Raw genomic sequence first — 17,664 nt, 5'->3', positions numbered from 1 at the left:
ACTGGCTTCCTCTGATGCTTAAGAGGTATAGAAATAAAACTATAATTAGTGAAAAAAATTTTAAATACATATTGACAGATTATCGCGAATCATATAAACTGATCCTAGTGGTAATACCACATACAACATACCACCTAAATAAGTGATAATAAGTTTAAAGGAGGAAACATGATGAGTAGCCATAAGTTTTTATTACATGAAGCTCAAGATGATGTTGGTGTCGCTGTTGCTGATATTAAAGCCGGCGAGGAAGTCATGGGTGTGGACATTCATAGCGGAAAAGAATTCCATGTTAAATCGAACGAAGATATTCAATTGGGACACAAAATTGCTCTAAAAGGCAAGAAGAAGGGTGAGACCCTAATAAAATATGGTGAGAATGTAGGTAAAGTCACCGAAGATATTAAGGTAGGGGACTGGGTCCATACACATAACTTAAAGACTGCGAGGTGGGACTATGGAAACTAAGATTTTAGGCTATCGCCGCGACAATGGACGTATCGGAATACGTAACCATGTTCTTATTCTTCCCGTCGATGATTTATCCAATGCAGCTTGTGAGGCAGTTGCCAATAATATTGCTGGAACGTTAGCACTTCCTCATCCCTACGGACGTATTCAATTCGGAGCAGACCTTGAACTGCATTTCAAAACGATCATTGGAGCAGGACGTAATCCCAACGTAGCAGCTGTCGTGGTCATTGGTATTGAGCAAAACTGGGCAAAACGAGTTGCTGATGGCATTGCCGAAACCGGCAAACCGGTATCTTATTTCGGTATCGAAGGTTATGGTGACCTAAAAACTATCGAAATGGCTTCCAGAAAGGCTCATGAATATGTAAAATATGCTACCTCCTTAGAAAAGGTCGAGTGCGAATTAAAAGATCTTGTAGTGAGCTTCAAATGCGGTGAATCCGATACGACTTCTGGACTCGCTGGAAACCCAGTCGCAGGTGTCGTCGGTGACCGTCTGGTGGAAATGGGCGGAACGGTTATCTTTGGGGAAACCCCTGAAACAACGGGTGGAGAACATATTCTTGCTAAGCACTTTGCTACGCCTGAACTTGGTCAAGAGTTTTTAAGAGTCCATAAAGAATATATGGATATGATTGAATCCAAAGGAGCCGATCTTTTGGGCACCCAACCAACTCAAGGCAATATTGCCGGTGGTTTAACAACGATTGAAGAGAAGGCCATGGGTAATATCCAAAAGGCGGGTAAGAGCCCTATTATAGGTCTGTTGGAAATGGCTGAAGAACCTACGAAAGCAGGACGCTATTTCATGAATACCTCAGCAGCAGCAGCTGAATGTATCACACTAATGATGGCTGCAGGAGCAACCCTCCATATTTTCATCACAGGTCAAGGTAATATCGTTGGTAATCCGATTGAGCCTGTAATTAAAATGTCTGCAAATCCGAAGACTTGTGAATTTATGGCTGAGCATATCGATGTGGACATCAGTGGTGTACTGAGCAGAGAACTGACTCTCGATCAGGCAGCTGATAAAGTGATGGAATGTGTAGTACAAACTTCACGTGGTTGTCTAACCGATGCCGAAGTACTCAATCATAAGGAATTTGTTCTGACTCGTCTTTATCCCAGCGCTTAAATTTTGTAATTCCATTAGAGGAATGTGCCGTTATTTTGCGAATTATAAGACATAAAAGGGAAAAATGTCACAATCCATGGGGATGCAGATGCAATTTTAACTATAAGTGAGGCAGAGGTGGTAGTGTGAAGACAATTGAAGTGCCTTATGGGCATGGGACACAATCTTGCTCAATACCAGATGATATTGACTGTGTATACGGTAGATTAAAATCGGTAGAGCCTAGTATTGAAGCCGGTGAACAAATTTCTACAGCTTTGCTGAATTTAATAGGTGATATCAATTTTGATAAACTTAGAAACGCAAAGTCAGTGGCTATCGCTGTGAGTGATATGACTCGTCCTGTGCCTTCTCGCCTCATTTTGGAAAAGCTGTTACTCTGGTTAGCTGAATTTGGAATCTATGGAGACCAAATTACAGTGCTTGTGGGTGGCGGATTGCATCATCCTGCAACCCGGGAAGAAATGATTTATATAGTTGGTGAGGAACTGCAAAAAAGAGTGAAACAGGTTCTTCCTCACGATGCAGACGATGAAGCTAGCTTAACTTTTTTGGGTACCTCTCCCTTAGGGACTCCGGTATACGTTAATAAATATTTTGCTCAGGCAGATTATAAAATCGTTACCGGAATGGTTGATGCTCATCAATTTATGGGATTTACAGCCGGTGTTAAAGGTGCAGTTATTGGCTTGGGTGGAAGACAGACGATTACAGGAAATCATGTCCGGCTTTTTCAACCCGGTGCTGAACTGGGGCATATGGAAGGAAATCCTGCGCGAATGGATTTAGAGGATTGTGGTCGGATTATTGGTGTAGATATGATTGTCAATGTCGTACTTAATACCCAAAAAAAGGTCATTAAAGCTGTCGCTGGTCATCCCGTAGCGGCCCATCGTGTTGCGGTTGAATTTGCTAAGAGTATTTTTGGTGTATCGATGAGTTTAGCTGATATTGTCATTGCATCACCAGGAGGTTTTCCGAAAGATATCAATGCATACCAAGCGCAGAAGGCTTTAACGCCTGCGTTACAGCTGGTTAAGCCAGGAGGAACTATCATATTAGTGGCTCAATGTGTTGAAGGGTCTGGAGAAGAAAGTTTTGAAGAGACAATGGCCATATATGATGATCTGTCAGATGTTGTGTCTTCTTTTAAAGAAAAAGAATTTGTTATCGGTCCACATAAAGCTTATCTTTGGGCTAGAACATTCTTAAAAGCGAAAACAATCTTAGTATCTGACAAAGTATCTCCAGAATTGGCAAAAACACTGATGATAAAGGTTACTAAGAGCCTGCAAGAAGCGATTGATGAAGTTATTCCTAATTCTTCGGCTAATTTAAAAATAACAGTATTAACCCATGCTAACTCTATTATTCCTATAATAAGGGATGATAGTAGCGAGGATTCAATCGAGATTTAATTAAGGAGGAAACATGATGAGTAGCCATAAGTTCTTATTACATGAAGCTCAAGATGATGTTGGTGTCGCTGTTGCTGATATTAAAGCCGGCGAGGAAGTCATGGGTGTGGACATTCATAGCGGAAAAGAATTCCATGTTAAATCGAACGAAGATATTCAATTGGGACACAAAATTGCTCTAAAAGGCAAGAAGAAGGGTGAGACCCTAATAAAATATGGTGAGAATGTAGGTAAAGTCACCGAAGATATTAAGGTAGGGGACTGGGTCCATACACATAACTTAAAGACTGCGAGGTGGGACTATGGAAACTAAGATTTTAGGCTATCGCCGCGACAATGGACGTATCGGAATACGTAACCATGTTCTTATTCTTCCCGTCGATGATTTATCCAATGCAGCTTGTGAGGCAGTTGCCAATAATATTGCTGGAACGTTAGCACTTCCTCATCCCTATGGACGTATTCAATTCGGAGCAGACCTTGAGCTGCATTTCAAAACGATCATTGGAGCAGGACGTAATCCCAACGTAGCGGCTGTCGTGGTCATTGGTATTGAGCAAAACTGGGCAAAACGAGTTGCTGATGGCATTGCCGAGACCGGCAAACCGGTATCTTATTTCGGTATCGAAGGTTATGGTGACCTGAAAACTATCGAAATGGCTTCCAGAAAAGCGCATGAATATGTAAAATATGCTACCTCCTTAGAAAAAGTCGAGTGCGAATTAAAAGATCTTGTAGTGAGCTTCAAATGCGGTGAATCCGATACGACTTCTGGACTCGCTGGAAACCCAGTCGCAGGTGTCGTCGGTGACCGTCTGGTGGAAATGGGCGGAACGGTTATCTTTGGGGAAACCCCTGAAACAACGGGTGGGGAGCATATTCTTGCTAAACACTTTGCTACGCCTGAACTTGGTCAAGAGTTTTTAAGAGTCCATAAAGAATATATGGATATGATTGAATCCAAGGGAGCCGATCTTTTGGGCACCCAACCCACCCAAGGCAATATTGCCGGTGGTTTAACAACGATTGAAGAGAAGGCCATGGGTAATATCCAAAAGGCGGGTAAGAGCCCTATTATTGGTCTGTTGGAAATGGCTGAAGAACCTACGAAACCAGGACGCTATTTCATGAATACCTCAGCAGCAGCAGCTGAATGTATCACACTAATGATGGCTGCAGGAGCAACCCTCCATATTTTCATCACAGGTCAAGGTAATATCGTTGGTAATCCGATTGAGCCTGTAATTAAAATGTCTGCAAATCCGAAGACTTGTGAATTTATGGTTGAGCATATCGATGTGGACATCAGTGGTGTACTTAGTAGAGAACTGACTCTCGATCAGGCAGCTGATAAAGTGATGGAATGTGCAGTACAAACTTCACGTGGTTGTCTAACCGATGCTGAAGTGCTCAATCATAAGGAATTTGTTCTGACTCGTCTCTATCCCAGCGCTTAATTAAATTAAAAAGAATATAATGGTTTTGCCCAGATAAGGGATACGGAACGTATTAAGCTAAGTGCTTCTTTCAGAGAAGCACTTAGCATCTAATATAAATCCATTAAAAAGGTGTCTAATACCTAGTGAAAAAAAACATTTGGAGATATCCAGCAAAGGGGGTGACGGTAAGAGCTGTAGTAGTTTGGAAATTCAAACAAAATATTACCTCTTAATTTTATCGATCTCTATCATTGTTCAAGCGAGAGAAATTGCTAAGAGCAGCTGGGTGTGGATTGTACTTTTGGGGTGCGAAACTTCAGAAGAGTATTTACATAATAGGTAACGTTTCAAATTGAGAAAGAATAAGGGAGGCTATTTTAGGTTATGAAAAAAAATAAAATTTTTCTAACACTTGCTGCTACACTAATAATGGTATCGTTAGTGCTTACTGGGTGTAGCAAATCGTCGAGCTCCGGTGATGCTCCAAAGTATCCTAGCAAACCTGTTAATATGGTAATAGCTTTTAGTGCTGGTGGTTCTAGTGATGTTCAAGCACGTCTTATGCAAAAGTATTGGAATCAGTATGTCCCTGAACAACCTTGGGTATTTGAATATAAAACAGGTGCAGGTGGAGCTATCGGTTTTGGAGAAATAGCACGATCTACTCCAGATGGATACACGATAGGCGGGGTTAACGTACCTCACATGGTACTTCAGCCGATGGGTCAAGGAGCTCAGTTTAAAATTGAAGATTTTGATTATATTTGTCAGGTAGTTAATGACCCGCAAGTAATCGCAGTTAAAAAAGATAGTCAATTTAAGTCAGTTCAAGAAGTTATAGACTATGCAAAGGCGAATCCTGGGAAATTAAAGGTGGGTATTGTGGGGACGTTTACCGGCCATCATTTAATGCTCCTCGAACTTCAGGAAAAGACTGGCATAGAACCTGCCCAAATTGTCTATAAGGGTGCCGCTGATCAGAATGCTGCTCTTTTAGGTGGCGAACTTGATATTATGATCGGTAATGTAAATGATGTAATGCGCAGCTTGGATATGATAAATGTTCTCGGAATCGCAGCCGAGAAAGAGCATGAATTCTTACCAGGCGTTAAGACCCTAAAAGACCAGGGAATTGATGTTGTATCTGATATTCGTCGTGGTTTCGTTGCTCCTAAAGGGATAGATGCTGGATCGCTTCAGTTTTTACGCGATACATTCAAGAAGATCAATGAGAACCCAGAATATATTGCGGATATGAAGAAGGCTGGACAGCCAATGGAATATATGTCAGGTGAAGAATTTGAAAAATTTGTTTTCGGCCAAAATACAAAAGCTGAGAACCTACTCAAGAAGTTTGGGTTAATTTAAGTAAATTGGCAAATGACATAATTGTGTTAGGGGCGATATATATTCGCCCCCTTCTAAAAAGGAGGTTACCTAATGTTAGAATATTTGCTGCCAAGCCTCGTTAATATTTTTTCTCCTTTTAACTTATTCCTTTTGATAGCGGGCATTGGCGGGGGTATTATTATTGGTGCACTGCCAGGCTTGACAGCAACTATGGGAGTCGCCCTGATGGTCCCTGTCACATTTGCAATGGATCCGATAAGTGGCTTAATAATGCTAGGTGGTATATATCAAGGTGCAATTTATGGCGGTTCAAACTCAGCGATTCTGATTAATACTCCGGGAACTCCTTCTTCCGTTGCGACTACCTTTGACGGATGGCCAATGACTCAAAATGGTAAGGCTCCAGAGGCATTAAACACAGCATTAGTGGGATCAGCTTTTGGAGGGATTATCGGTGCGATATTTCTCTTGCTGCTCGCTGGACCCTTGGCTAGATTTTCGCTAATGTTCGGGGCTGCAGAATTCTTTTGGCTATGTATATTCGGCTTGAGTACAATTGCAGCTATGTCACAAAACAACGTTGCCAAAGGGCTCGTTGCAGCTGCTTTGGGCATGTTAATTGCAACAATAGGCTTAGATCCGGTTATAGGAGCCCCGCGCTTTACTTTTGGAAATTACACTCTTGTTCAAGGAATTGAAGTCATTCCGGCGATGATTGGTTTGTTTTCTTTTTCCCAGGTAATTAGACTCGTGGGTAGTAGTAATGAAAATATTGCTTCTTATACTCAAGAAAAAGGCGTTATATTCCGAGTTTTGCGCTATACTTTTTCAAAATGTAAGGCTAACCTCCTGCGGTCATCTTTAATTGGTACAATTATTGGTATCCTACCTGGGGCTGGTGGAGAAATTGCTTCAATTATTTCCTATAATGAAGGGAAACGTTGGGATAAAAACTGTAGCAAGTACGGGAAAGGTTGCATGGAAGGCGTTATATCGAGTGAAACGGCAAATAATGCAGTAATTGGAGGTAGCTTAATTCCTATGTTGACACTGGGGATTCCCGGTAGTGCTGTAGCAGCTATCATTATGGGTGCCTTGTTAGCTCACGGAATTGTGCCCGGATTTAAGATATTTGAAACGAATGGTGAATTAGCTTATACATTTATCAATTCTCTTATTATCGGTAATGTTATTATGGTGATTATTGGTGCAATCCTGATTAAGGGGATTGCGAAAATTCTTAATATCCCTACTCCTTATATTGGCGTGGCAATCGTCGCATTAGCTGCTATTGGCTCATATGCAATCAGGAATAGCATGCTTGATGTTATTGTAATGCTCGTTTTTGGTCTCATTGGATATTTTGGCGATCGAGTTGGCCTTGATGTAGGAACGATGGCGTTAGGTATCATTCTTGGACCTATTGTTGAAGATAATTTCACTAAGGCTATCGCGTTGGGAACAGCAGATGGCTCTGTATTCGGTGGCTTCTTTGGAAGTGCAATCTCCGTCATTTTGATTATTTTAACCTTGGCCTCTATATTTTCACCATATGTGGTTAGTAAACGGCTTGCGAAAAAGGAGGCGAATCAAAATGACTAAAAGTAGGACAGATATTATAGCTGGTTTAGCATGTTTGGTTGTAGTACTAATGTTTTTTGTTCAAGGCAAGAATTTGAGTCCGGATGCTAACCTTTATCCCCAAGTGCTAGAAGTCTGTATTGCCCTGATTGGAGTATTTTTACTTGCTCGCGGAGTCGTAACTGCCAAAGCTTCTGAACAAGTTGCTGAAGTGGATTTTGATAAGGTTAAGGGCGTTGTTATTGTTATCGCATCGATTATTTATGTAGCAGCTATTTACTTTATTGGGTTTTATGTATCAACGTTTTTCTTCCTTGCTCTCTGTTCCTGGTATTTAAGTAAAAAGGGTCTAAACCTTAGAGCTATCGGTATATCAGCTGGGTTTGCTTTGTTCCTAACAGTAATGTTGTATCTTTTATTTACAGTACTTCTTAAAGTGCCAACCCCTGAAGGTATATTATTCTAGTAGAAAGTATGGTCTGAATAAGACGAATAAAATTAGAACTGAATATTAGGAATGGTCATAGAGGGCAATAAACTTTAAAACAAGTCGTTTATTGCCTCTTTGTTATTTTAAGTGGTATTATATATTACCGGAGAGTTTTGTAAGGGTGGTATTGATTTTGTTTGAACCAGTTAAAACACATGGTAATCTATCCGAGGAAATTGTGAAACAAGTAGTACAAAGTATAAGTAATGGTGAACTTAAGCCAGGCGATAAGTTGCCTTCCGAACGCGAAATGTGTAATGTGTTTTCAGTGAGCAGAACAGTGGTTCGCGATGCGTTGAAGACTCTGTCAGGACTGGGTATGGTTACGATTCGCCATGGTCTAGGGGCTTATGTTAATGAAGTGGATGAAGATGCATCGAGATTAGCATCATTGCTCCAGATATCCCTAGGTACCTTTGAAGAAATATTTCAGGTTCGAGAAATATTAGAAGGGTATGCGGCATTATGGTGTACTCAAAATGCTACTGATAAGGATATCGAAGAGCTCGGGAAGATCGTCAAGAGGGGTAAAGAGCTGGGCCCCGCGAGTGATGGTAAACTTACTTTACTTGATGCGGAATTCCATCTTAAGGTTGCTGAAGCATCGGGTAATAAAGTCCTCAAGCGGCTGATGATTAACATCTTGGATTTAACCGGAGAAATCAGAGACAGTAGCTTTAAAATTCCCGGACGTCAATATCTATCTGTTTTAGAGCATGAAGCGATTTATGAGTCGATTAAACAGCGTGATCCCGATTTGGCGTTTCAGAACATGATAAAACACATAGAAACCGTGGAAAAAGATATCCATTCGAGCGCCCATGGGGAGGGGGCTGGATCAGAGGGAGGTTGCGAGAATGAGTCAGGTGTTTGCTTGTCAGGTGATTGATGATTTTTGTAAACGTCTGTTAGAAGCAAGTGGCGTGCCGGTAGCTGATGCTGAAATCGTTTCATCCATAATGGTGGATACGAGCCTAGAGGGAGTTGATACCCATGGGATTAGCCGCTTACCAGTTTATCTGAAGTGTTTATTAAATGGACGCATCAACCCCAAACCTAATATTGGAAAAAATATCAATGCTGCTGTAGCTAGCGTGGACGGAGATAACGGGCTTGGTCAATTAGTTGCATATCGGGCAATGAATATTGCCATCGATTTAGCAAAGATGTATGGTATTGGTTTTGTTACTGCTAAGAACAGTAATCATTTTGGCGCGGCTTCTACCTATTGCAAAATGGCAACAGAGCATCAAATGATCGGGCAGGCTTATACGAATTCGCCTAGTGCTATTCCTCCTTGGGGAGGTAGAACTGCATACTTTGGAACCAATCCAATATCTTACGGATTCCCAAATTCTGATCATCCTATTGTTATTGATATGTCTTCATCAATAGTTGCGCGTGGTAATATTATCTTAGCAGCAAAGGAGAATAAGCCTATTCCAGAGGGCTGGGCTATTGATAAATATGGAAACCCCACAACGAATGCTAGGGATGCTCTCGATGGTGCGGTATTGCCTGTTGGCGGAGCGAAGGGTTATGCATTGGCTTTGGCAGGCGAGGTGATGTCGGGAATTATCAGTGGTTCTGCATATGGGACTCATGTGGGATGGATATATGATGAGAGAAGTGATTCTGTAAATATTGGACATAGTTTTATGGCAATGGATATTTCAAAGCTTTTGCCCGTTGAGGAATATACCCAAAGATTGGGAAACATGATTTGTGAAATTAAGGAAATTCCGAGGGCGGATGGTATTCATGAGATCAGAATTCCCGGCGAGAGGCGACAAGTGACCGCAGAGAAACGGAAGAATGAGGGAATACCGATTACTGATGGATTGTTGCAGGAATTAAATGCGTTAGCTGAAAATCTAGGCATCCCGACACTAAACGAACCTCTAGGTTGCCAATCTTATTAAGATGGTTTGTTGCTAAATTTCTAATAGACGAGTAACCAAAATACTATTTGAGGACTGATAGTATGAGAAGAGCAGATCGAGAAATAACAAGTTTTAACGAAATCATCACGGTCATGAAGGCGTGTGAGGTTTGCCATGTAGCCTTTTTGGATGAGGAATATCCATATGTGGTTCCGATGAACTTTGGTATGCATGTCGAAGGCTCTGATGTCATTCTGTATTTTCACGGTTCTAACGTAGGTAAAAAGCACGACTTGATAAAGAAGAATAATAAAGTCGCTTTTGTAATGGAATGTACCCATGGGATTGTGATTGGTAAACAAGTGGGTGCTTGTGAGTGTACTATGGAGTTTGAAAGCATAATGGGGACGGGTGTGATAGATTATTTGGGTGATGATCAAAAGGTTGAGGCATTGTACACATTGCTTAAACACTATAATGTGTGTGAAGACCCAAACTACCATTTTCAGGAGAAAGTTGTACCGAATACGTCCCTGCTTAGATTAAAAGTTACACATTTGACAGGGAAGAAAAGAAATGTTGCCCAGCAGCGCGTTTGATCGCCCTTCTCTTCAGCCATTCATCCGGGCTGCATCCCAACTCCGAAACTCTTTCAAAAAGTTAACCTATGGGCATGTTCATTTAAGTGGAAGTATGCTAAAATGGTAAAAAAATAGAGTGAAAATTGGCAATATTTGTCCATCATGAGGGGGTTGGGGAATGGAAATCAATGAAGAGTTGAGTAGAGAATTAGAAGAGGATATTCGTCGCTCAAATACTGTAATCTCTCGCAGAGGACAAGCTCTGCTTGCCGAAATGGGAATTTCAAATCCTCAGTTTAATACCTTATTAGCCTTGTATGAGTTTGGACCACTGACTATGGGTGATTTAGGGAAACATCTTTTTACTGCTTGCAGCACGGCCACTGATTTAGCCGATCGCTTAGAACGGTTTGGGTTAGTGGAGAGGAAGCGTGATGCTAGGGATCGACGGATTGTCAGGATGCATCTGCTTGCTAAAGGGAGGAAAACTGTAGAGGTCGTCATGAATGAACGCTATCGCTTTTTAAAAGAGGTGCTGACCGAATATACCTCTGAAGAGCATGAAACGATGTTGGAAAGTCTGAAACGCTTAATAGAGCGAGTCGAGCGTATCGATAAGGCAAATCCGGTTGAATTGGAGAACGTGAAAATATAAGATTTGTAAAGAAGTCCTGGTTTTTAAGTGCGCTACAAAGGTTTTTAATGATGAAGTGTCGAATAATCCGAATACATTACGAGTCGATGGATTCGCCTCGGCATAAAAATTGGTTTCGCCTCGGCATAAAACTGCGTCACTTAAGGAGGTTGGATTATCGGCATGATAAGTTGCAAGATCAATGAGTATATTGGATGGATTGAGCAGAAGAACCCTTTGACTAGCTGTCACTGTAGCAAATCAGCTGAGTATGCGGTACTTCTTGGTAGAAGCCTAACATTAACCAACGATGAGTTGGCGATTTTAAGTATTGCAGCACCCTTGCATGATTTGGGGAAGATTAGAGTGCCGGATGAGATTCTGATTAAGCCTACTTCCTTAACAGCTGAGGAGTTTAAGGTGATAAAGCGTCACCCTCTTTGGGGAGCAGAGATAATCTTCGATCGAGCAGACGGAAATCTTGAATGGCTCTACGTGGCGGAGGTTATCCTTAATCATCATGAACGTTTTGATGGGTTTGGATATCCAGCAGGCATCAATGGCAGGGAGATTCCATTTCTCTCTCAGATCATTTCTTTGGCCGATGCCTACGATGCAATGATATCGAATCGACCCTACCGTAGTGCCATGTCTAAGGAACAGGCTTTAAGCATCATTGAGGCTGAGCGCGGTAAGCAGTTCCACCCCAAATTGGCTGAAGAGTTTATCCGGCTCATTGCTTAAAACATAATAATCAAAGACCAACGAACGGGGTTTTACACCACGTTCTTTTTGTTTACCCGAGTAACATATGGGCCACTATTTTTTAAGCAAGATAATTTAAGTTTTTATCGGTTGATAGTATAATACAACTAGGGCAGCTACCGTCGCCCAGGGATAACAAGTGCCAAAGCAGTGCTTTTGTTATACCTGCTATGGATAAAGTGAGGCGTTTTTTGATATGAAACAGCATGTGATTGGGATGTTTGATTCGGGCGTGGGCGGATTGACGGTCATGAAGGAAATCTTAGCGCAGCTTCCGGAACTTCAAATTATTTACTTTGGTGATACGGCTCGGGTTCCTTATGGGAATCGGAGTCGGGAAGAGTTGATCAGTTTTGGTGAAGAGATTATATCCTTTTTAATCGATCAGGGTGCTGAGGCGATTGTAATTGCTTGTAATACCAGCTCAGCCAATGCACTTCCTGTATTGAAGGAGCAATTTAACCTGCCTTTGATCGGGACCATCGAGCCGGGAGCGAGAGCAGCAGTACGGGCAACAAAAAACGGTAAAATTGGCCTGATTGCCACCGAGGCGACAGTTCGCAGTAAAGCCTATACTTCGGCGGTGAAACGAGTTTTAACAAAGGGAGTTTTTCCGGAAAAGGATGAGCTACGTAAGGGGTGGCAGATGGAGAAGGCAGTGATTGAAGTGGTGCGAGCCCAGGCTTGTCCGCTGTTTGTTCCTTTAGTGGAAGCGGGCCTCTCTCACTCGCCGGAGGCAAAGGGGATTGCTCGTACTTATTTAGCTCCGATTCAAGAGGCGGAGGTGGATACTCTCATCCTGGGCTGCACCCATTATCCGTTTCTAGCTTCGGTTATCCGAGAAATAATGGAAGATAGGATTACTTTAGTGGACCCTGCCCAAGCGATGGTTGAAGAATTGAAAGAGGTACTTCTGCAGCTAGAGCTTGATAATGAAAAGAGTTTTGATGGGCATCGATTCTTTGTTAGTGGGGATCCGGCACTGTTTGAGCAGGTGGGTAATACCTTGCTTCCTGGGCAGATTCATGATGTGAAGCAAGTCAGTTGGGACGTTTAATTCTAAATTACTTGGTATTTCTTTGCACTCGTTTTAGGATAATAAGTAAGATAGAGCTATAATGGCTTTAAGTTTGTATAAGGGGCTTTAGATAAGATGAGTAAAATTGGTTTAACGACAACGGTGCCTGTTGAGGTCATTTATGCGGCTGGGGATACCCCGGTGGATCTAAATAATATATTTATTTCGGATCCTGTAGAAGCCATGCGCCGGATTGAAGAAGCGGAGCTAGCGGGGTATCCGCGGAGTGTTTGTGGGTGGATTAAGGGTTTGTATGCTACGGCTTTACAGAATCCGGAGATTAAGAAGATTGTGGCTGTAACCCAAGGGGATTGTAGCAATACCCATGCTTTGATGGAGACTTGGTCAGAGCATGGCATCGGGATTATTCCTTTTGCTTTTCCCTATGATCGAGATCGGGACATGCTTGTGCTGCAACTGGAGAAGTTGATTACAGCCTTAGGAACCTCATGGGATAAAGTGCTGGAGCAAAAGCGGCGCTTGGACGAGGTCCGTAAGCTTGCTTGGGAAATTGACCGACTTACTTGGGAGGAGAATAAGGTCAGTGGTTTTGAAAATCACCTTTGCTTGGTCTCTTGTTCCGATTTTAACGGAAATCCGGAAGGCTTTGCTCAGGAAATGGAGCAATTCATTGCGGAGGCTAAGGGGCGGGAGCCTCTGAGTAGCAAGTTTAAAGGGCGTAGGAAAAGAGAACTGCGGATTGGCTTTATGGGTGTTCCGCCCATTATGCCGGATCTCTATAATTTTTTAGAGGACCATGGGGCAAGGGTTGTTTTTAATGAAGTGCAAAGGCAATTTAGTATGCCTTTTGCGACGGAAGATATTGTGGAGCAATACCAACTTTATACCTACCCCTATAATGTTTTTGGACGAATTGAGGATGTGGCTCGGGAAGCGGAAAGAAGAGAATTGGATGGCATCATCCACTACACTCAGAGCTTCTGTTATCGCCAGATTGAAGATTTGATCGTGCGCAAACGACTCGAATATCCTATTATGAATCTTGAGGGTGAGAATCCCACAGGTATAGATGCCCGGAGTAAAATGAGGTTGGAGTCTTTCATTCAGATGCTGCGTGAGTAGGGGATTTTGCTTTACGGGGTTCACTCGGTAAGCTGCGCGGACAAAACTAATCGCTCAAGTACTCTGTTCCGACGGGTGCCAGCCCAATTCGCTCCTGCTCAGTGGGCTGTTGGAAACGTCCTGTTTCCAACCCGTCTCCACGCCGTACTTTTCGCGAAGTTTTGTTTCCTGCTCGCTTAGAAGTCGTTCACCTCCGTAAAGCAAAATCCTAGGATGCTTTGATTTAGATTTTCTACCAGCTAAAGCTAGTAGTTTGGTTGTGGCAGCATTAGTGGCGGCAGGAGTAGTAGCAGTGGTGGTATCAGTAGTTGGTTTTGATATGTGGGATTGATCTCCGTAGGGCAAAATCCTAGGATGCTTTGATTTAGATTTTCTACCAGCTAAAGCTAGTAGTTTTGGTTGTGGCAGCATTAGTGGCAGTAGGAGTAGCAGTGGCAGTAGGAGTAGCAGTGGCAGTAGTTGGTTTTGGTGTGTGGGATTGATCTCGGTAGAGCAAGATCCTAGGATGCTTTGATTTAGATTTTCTACCAGCTAAAGCTAGTAGTTTTGGTTGTGGCAGCATTAGTGGCAGTAGGAGTAGCAGTGGCAGTCGTAGTAGTGGTGATTATGGTAAAAAATATAGGGGAGTAATGTTTGAATGGCTTTGGTATGTGGGATTGATTTGGGGAGTCGAAGCGTTAAGATTGCGGTGATGGAGTGTTCTTTAGCTGGGGAGCTTCCGCAGATTAGGCGTTTGGACCGGTTGGATACGATTAAATTTTATCGGGAATATGGGCGAAAGGTTCAGGGTAAGCTAGCTGTTGACTTTAAGGCCTTGGGGTTACCTGAGGTGGATTGTATTATCTCGACGGGTTATGGGCGTAATACCCTGGAGGTAGCGGGGGGGGAGACGATTCCGGAATTGAAAGCCCATGTTAAGGGAGCGATATTTCAGACGGGGCTGGAGGACTTCACCCTGGTGGATCTTGGTGGTCAGGACAGCAAGATTATTAAGGTTAGAAAAGGGCGGATGTTGGATTTTCAGACTAATGATAAATGTGCGGCTTCTTCGGGACGATATCTGGAGAACATGGCTCATGTCATAGGGATGACCCTCGAGGAATTAGGGGAGCATTCGGTGGACCCTGTGATATTGAACTCGACCTGTGCGGTGTTTGGGGAGAGCGAATTGATCGGTAAGATTGTGGAAGGGCAACCTTTGTCGCGACTTGCTGCGGGGGTCAATGAGACCATTGTTAAGCGCATTCTACCCCTTCTTCGTAATTATACTAGCGAAGTCATCGTATTTACGGGAGGAGTGGCCCACAGCAAAGCGATTCGGGAGCTCTTGCGAGAGGGAACGGGGAAAGAAATCGTCGTACCTAAGCAACCCCAATTTAATGGGGCAATTGGCTGTGCGGTGTATGGATTTGAGGAACTGGAGGAGAATGAGGAGTAACTATAGAGGATTGTCGGGAAAGAAAGCGTTTGCGAAGGGGGTTGTCAGTGACGATGCCGAAGGTTATTCATGTGGATGAAATCACCGATGCGGTGGAAAAGCTTTGTATCGAAGCCAATTATAATCTTGGGAACGATATGATGCACAAGTTCAGGGAGGCTTTGCAAACGGAGGAATCTCCTTTGGGCTGTGAAGTTTTTGAACGCTTGATTGAAAATGCCACCATAGCCCATGAAGAGCGGGTTCCTATGTGCCAGGATACAGGTATGGTCGTAATTTTTGTTGAAGTGGGACAGGAGGTCATGGTCACGGGTGGGGCCTTAGGGGATGCTTTAAATGAAGGTGTCCGCCGAGGCTATGAAAAGGGCTACCTGCGTAAATCCATGGTGAAGGATCCCTTCGAGCGCGTGAATACCGGGGATAATACCCCGGCGATTATTCATTACGATATCGTGCATGGTGATGAGCTGAAGATTACGGTAGCACCCAAAGGAGCAGGTAGTGAGAATATGGGTGCTTTGAAAATGTGTAAGCCTTCCGATGGGTTGGAAGGGGCGATACAGTTCGTAGTGGATACTGTAGAGCGTGCCGGTGGAAATCCCTGCCCGCCGATTATCGTCGGGGTCGGTATCGGAGGAACCATGGAGAAGGCTACTTATCTGGCTAAAAAATCCCTCCTCCGCAATGTGGGGGTGCCCAACCCTGAAGAGCGTTTAGCAGCTATCGAAGCAGAGATTCTCCAGAGGGTGAATAAATTAGGGATTGGTCCGCAAGGATTTGGGGGAACGAATACCGCTCTTGGGGTTCAATTAGAGGTCTATCCTACCCATATTGCTTCCTTGCCGGTTGCCGTGAATATTCAATGTCATGCCGCCCGACATAAGGAAGTTGTTTTAAAGGGCAGACAGGAAGGTGCGCTATAAGATGGGTGAACCGATTCGTGTAGAACTTCCTTTAACACAGGATAAAGTGGCTGGACTTCACGCGGGAGACAGCGTCCTGCTGAGCGGAGTACTTTATACTGGTCGTGATGCTGCTCATAAGAAGATGGTGGAGTCCTTAGACCGAGGTGAGGAACTCCCCTTTGATGTGCGTGATCAAGTGATTTATTTTGTGGGACCTACTCCGCCCAAGCCAGGCCAGGTGATTGGTTCGGCTGGTCCGACGACCAGTGGGCGCATGGATGCTTATTCACCTAAGCTGATTGAACGGGGTTTGACGGGAATGATCGGTAAGGGTCTGCGTTCGCCTGAGGTCATTGAAGCTATGAAGAACCATGGGGCAGTCTATTTCGGAGCTATCGGAGGATCCGGGGCACTGCTGGCTAAGCGAATTATTTCTGCGGAGGTCATAGCTTATCCGGAACTAGGCACCGAAGCTGTTCGTAAATTAGTGGTCAAGGATTTCCCGGTGATGGTGGTTATCGATCAAAAGGGTAACAATCTTTACGAGTTAGGCAAGGCCAAGTATCGCAAAAAATAATGGCAAAAACAAAATGAGAAGGATGCAGTTTAAACTGGCGTCCTTCTCATTTTGTTTGATAAATTTCTTTGTTTTAAATTATGACACCTATGGTGATAGTTATACTAAATCTTGCGGTCTGTAAAACTCACATTCTAACTTTCTAAAATCCTTAGCATTCCAAGTTAATACCGGCAACCTTGAGCTTCTCGATTTTTCAGCTAAGTAAATATCAACGAAATCAACATTTACCCCTCGGAAACGAGCAAGGATACGTTGTACTAAACCTTCCTCATCAAGCTCAATTCCGTCAGCTTCGATAAAGTCCTCAAAGACTCGCAATATCGTTTCCTTGTTGAAGTTATATACCTTGTGTAAGACCCAATAGGCTTCTATTAGAACAATGGATAGCACGTGAAATACTATATCGCCCTGTTCCATAAGCCGAACTAATTGCTCAATCTGGGGGTCATCATCCTTCGTAAATAAACGAATAAGAATGTTAGTGTCGACTATCATTGCCTTATTCATCCCTTAACTCCTTCGATTTGGCTGAAATTTCTTTTGCCCGTTCCGCCCTAGCCACACCAATTGCTTCATCTGCGTCAACGTTCATGGTGGATTTCAATACTCCCATGACTTCGCGGATGGATTTCTTTGTTTTGGGCTGAACTTCAATAATTCTATCATTTTCATCTAAGACAAAAGCCAATCGGTCTCCTTCTTTGATGTTTAAAAGGGTTCTTAGTTCGACTGGGATAGTGAGTTGGCCTTTACTAGTTAACTTTCCAGAAAGAAGTTGCTTTGCCATAATAAAAAACCTCCTCTTAGAGTATTACCTATATTATAAG

At 43.1% G+C, this 17,664-nt stretch carries 20 protein-coding genes; 18 read left to right on the top strand and 2 right to left on the bottom strand.

What is annotated here, in order from left to right:
- Nucleotides 1-171: 171 nt before the first annotated feature.
- From DESDI_RS15140 to DESDI_RS15055, 18 genes are all read left to right on the top strand, one after another.
- The gene (locus tag DESDI_RS15140; protein ID WP_015263483.1) at nt 172-468 is read left to right on the top strand and encodes a UxaA family hydrolase; all 297 of its coding nucleotides are present in this window, start codon (nt 172-174) and stop codon (nt 466-468) included.
- Complete coding sequence (locus tag DESDI_RS15135) at nt 458-1,612, top strand: UxaA family hydrolase (RefSeq protein WP_015263485.1); 1,155 nt, start codon at nt 458-460, stop codon at nt 1,610-1,612. Before DESDI_RS15140 ends, DESDI_RS15135 begins: the two co-directional genes overlap by 11 nt.
- Nucleotides 1,613-1,737: 125 nt before the next feature.
- The gene (gene larAH5 / locus DESDI_RS15130) at nt 1,738-3,030 is read left to right on the top strand and encodes a nickel-dependent malate racemase, LarAH5 family (RefSeq protein WP_015263484.1); all 1,293 of its coding nucleotides are present in this window, start codon (nt 1,738-1,740) and stop codon (nt 3,028-3,030) included.
- Between the two features lie 16 nt (nt 3,031-3,046).
- Nucleotides 3,047-3,343 carry a UxaA family hydrolase gene (locus DESDI_RS15125; RefSeq protein ID WP_015263483.1) on the top strand — a complete coding sequence of 99 codons (297 nt, stop codon included), beginning with the start codon at nt 3,047-3,049 and terminating at the stop codon, nt 3,341-3,343.
- The gene (locus DESDI_RS15120; protein ID WP_015263482.1) at nt 3,333-4,487 is read left to right on the top strand and encodes a UxaA family hydrolase; all 1,155 of its coding nucleotides are present in this window, start codon (nt 3,333-3,335) and stop codon (nt 4,485-4,487) included. Before DESDI_RS15125 ends, DESDI_RS15120 begins: the two co-directional genes overlap by 11 nt.
- A gap of 366 nt (nt 4,488-4,853) precedes the next feature.
- Entirely contained in the window at nt 4,854-5,837 is a 984-nt protein-coding gene (locus DESDI_RS15115) for a tripartite tricarboxylate transporter substrate binding protein (protein ID WP_015263481.1), read from the top strand.
- 72 nt (nt 5,838-5,909) lie between these two features.
- Complete coding sequence (locus DESDI_RS15110) at nt 5,910-7,421, top strand: tripartite tricarboxylate transporter permease (RefSeq protein WP_015263480.1); 1,512 nt, start codon at nt 5,910-5,912, stop codon at nt 7,419-7,421.
- Nucleotides 7,414-7,866 (top strand): tripartite tricarboxylate transporter TctB family protein, encoded by a 453-nt coding sequence (locus tag DESDI_RS15105; RefSeq protein WP_015263479.1) that lies wholly within the window; start codon nt 7,414-7,416, stop codon nt 7,864-7,866. The genes DESDI_RS15110 and DESDI_RS15105 overlap by 8 nt, the downstream gene beginning before the upstream one ends.
- Nucleotides 7,867-8,023: 157 nt before the next feature.
- Nucleotides 8,024-8,779, top strand: coding sequence for a FadR/GntR family transcriptional regulator (locus DESDI_RS15100; RefSeq protein ID WP_015263478.1), 756 nt, complete (start codon nt 8,024-8,026; stop codon nt 8,777-8,779).
- On the top strand, nt 8,748-9,812 hold the full coding sequence (locus tag DESDI_RS15095) for an Ldh family oxidoreductase (RefSeq protein WP_015263477.1): 1,065 nt from the start codon (nt 8,748-8,750) through the stop codon (nt 9,810-9,812). Before DESDI_RS15100 ends, DESDI_RS15095 begins: the two co-directional genes overlap by 32 nt.
- Before the next feature lie 62 nt (nt 9,813-9,874).
- On the top strand, nt 9,875-10,372 hold the full coding sequence (locus DESDI_RS15090; protein ID WP_015263476.1) for a pyridoxamine 5'-phosphate oxidase family protein: 498 nt from the start codon (nt 9,875-9,877) through the stop codon (nt 10,370-10,372).
- A 160-nt stretch (nt 10,373-10,532) separates the two neighbouring features.
- Nucleotides 10,533-11,009 carry a MarR family winged helix-turn-helix transcriptional regulator gene (locus DESDI_RS15085; RefSeq protein ID WP_015263475.1) on the top strand — a complete coding sequence of 159 codons (477 nt, stop codon included), beginning with the start codon at nt 10,533-10,535 and terminating at the stop codon, nt 11,007-11,009.
- Between the two features lie 162 nt (nt 11,010-11,171).
- Nucleotides 11,172-11,732 carry an HD-GYP domain-containing protein gene (locus DESDI_RS15080; RefSeq protein WP_015263474.1) on the top strand — a complete coding sequence of 187 codons (561 nt, stop codon included), beginning with the start codon at nt 11,172-11,174 and terminating at the stop codon, nt 11,730-11,732.
- A gap of 217 nt (nt 11,733-11,949) precedes the next feature.
- The gene (murI, locus tag DESDI_RS15075; RefSeq protein ID WP_015263473.1) at nt 11,950-12,810 is read left to right on the top strand and encodes a glutamate racemase; all 861 of its coding nucleotides are present in this window, start codon (nt 11,950-11,952) and stop codon (nt 12,808-12,810) included.
- Between the two features lie 96 nt (nt 12,811-12,906).
- Nucleotides 12,907-13,914, top strand: a complete 1,008-nt coding sequence (locus DESDI_RS15070; RefSeq protein WP_015263472.1) for a 2-hydroxyacyl-CoA dehydratase family protein — start codon at nt 12,907-12,909, stop codon at nt 13,912-13,914.
- A 637-nt stretch (nt 13,915-14,551) separates the two neighbouring features.
- Nucleotides 14,552-15,352, top strand: a complete 801-nt coding sequence (locus tag DESDI_RS15065) for an acyl-CoA dehydratase activase (RefSeq protein WP_015263471.1) — start codon at nt 14,552-14,554, stop codon at nt 15,350-15,352.
- Nucleotides 15,353-15,405: 53 nt separating this feature from the next.
- Complete coding sequence (locus DESDI_RS15060; protein WP_015263470.1) at nt 15,406-16,275, top strand: fumarate hydratase; 870 nt, start codon at nt 15,406-15,408, stop codon at nt 16,273-16,275.
- 1 nt (nt 16,276) lies between these two features.
- Nucleotides 16,277-16,834: a Fe-S-containing hydro-lyase gene (locus DESDI_RS15055; RefSeq protein WP_015263469.1), complete on the top strand. Its 558-nt coding sequence runs from the start codon at nt 16,277-16,279 to the stop codon at nt 16,832-16,834.
- A 99-nt stretch (nt 16,835-16,933) separates the two neighbouring features.
- Here DESDI_RS15055 and DESDI_RS15050 read toward each other — a convergent pair whose 3' ends face one another.
- Together DESDI_RS15050 and DESDI_RS15045 are read right to left on the bottom strand one after the other, a co-directional pair.
- Nucleotides 16,934-17,344: a type II toxin-antitoxin system VapC family toxin gene (locus DESDI_RS15050; protein WP_015263468.1), complete on the bottom strand. Its 411-nt coding sequence runs from the start codon at nt 17,342-17,344 to the stop codon at nt 16,934-16,936.
- Complete coding sequence (locus DESDI_RS15045) at nt 17,337-17,624, bottom strand: AbrB/MazE/SpoVT family DNA-binding domain-containing protein (protein ID WP_015263467.1); 288 nt, start codon at nt 17,622-17,624, stop codon at nt 17,337-17,339. The genes DESDI_RS15050 and DESDI_RS15045 overlap by 8 nt, the downstream gene beginning before the upstream one ends.
- Between the last annotated feature and the right edge of the window lie 40 nt (nt 17,625-17,664).

The sequence above is a fragment of the Desulfitobacterium dichloroeliminans LMG P-21439 genome, assembly GCF_000243135.2.
Classification (GTDB): Bacteria; Bacillota; Desulfitobacteriia; order Desulfitobacteriales; family Desulfitobacteriaceae; genus Desulfitobacterium; species Desulfitobacterium dichloroeliminans.
Note: the sequence above shows the minus strand (reverse complement) of the source record. Positions and strands in the feature narration are given on the sequence as shown.

Coding starts and splice junctions, on each gene's coding strand:
- DESDI_RS15140 (WP_015263483.1), top strand. CDS start 172: ATGAGTAGCCATAAGTTTTTATTACATGAAGCTCAAGATGATGTTGGT.
- DESDI_RS15135 (WP_015263485.1), top strand. CDS start 458: ATGGAAACTAAGATTTTAGGCTATCGCCGCGACAATGGACGTATCGGA.
- DESDI_RS15125 (WP_015263483.1), top strand. CDS start 3,047: ATGAGTAGCCATAAGTTCTTATTACATGAAGCTCAAGATGATGTTGGT.
- DESDI_RS15120 (WP_015263482.1), top strand. CDS start 3,333: ATGGAAACTAAGATTTTAGGCTATCGCCGCGACAATGGACGTATCGGA.
- DESDI_RS15115 (WP_015263481.1), top strand. CDS start 4,854: ATGAAAAAAAATAAAATTTTTCTAACACTTGCTGCTACACTAATAATG.
- DESDI_RS15110 (WP_015263480.1), top strand. CDS start 5,910: ATGTTAGAATATTTGCTGCCAAGCCTCGTTAATATTTTTTCTCCTTTT.
- DESDI_RS15105 (WP_015263479.1), top strand. CDS start 7,414: ATGACTAAAAGTAGGACAGATATTATAGCTGGTTTAGCATGTTTGGTT.
- DESDI_RS15095 (WP_015263477.1), top strand. CDS start 8,748: ATGAGTCAGGTGTTTGCTTGTCAGGTGATTGATGATTTTTGTAAACGT.
- DESDI_RS15090 (WP_015263476.1), top strand. CDS start 9,875: ATGAGAAGAGCAGATCGAGAAATAACAAGTTTTAACGAAATCATCACG.
- DESDI_RS15085 (WP_015263475.1), top strand. CDS start 10,533: ATGGAAATCAATGAAGAGTTGAGTAGAGAATTAGAAGAGGATATTCGT.
- DESDI_RS15080 (WP_015263474.1), top strand. CDS start 11,172: ATGATAAGTTGCAAGATCAATGAGTATATTGGATGGATTGAGCAGAAG.
- murI (WP_015263473.1), top strand. CDS start 11,950: ATGAAACAGCATGTGATTGGGATGTTTGATTCGGGCGTGGGCGGATTG.
- DESDI_RS15070 (WP_015263472.1), top strand. CDS start 12,907: ATGAGTAAAATTGGTTTAACGACAACGGTGCCTGTTGAGGTCATTTAT.
- DESDI_RS15065 (WP_015263471.1), top strand. CDS start 14,552: ATGGCTTTGGTATGTGGGATTGATTTGGGGAGTCGAAGCGTTAAGATT.
- DESDI_RS15060 (WP_015263470.1), top strand. CDS start 15,406: ATGCCGAAGGTTATTCATGTGGATGAAATCACCGATGCGGTGGAAAAG.
- DESDI_RS15055 (WP_015263469.1), top strand. CDS start 16,277: ATGGGTGAACCGATTCGTGTAGAACTTCCTTTAACACAGGATAAAGTG.
- DESDI_RS15050 (WP_015263468.1), bottom strand. CDS start 17,344: ATGAATAAGGCAATGATAGTCGACACTAACATTCTTATTCGTTTATTT.
- DESDI_RS15045 (WP_015263467.1), bottom strand. CDS start 17,624: ATGGCAAAGCAACTTCTTTCTGGAAAGTTAACTAGTAAAGGCCAACTC.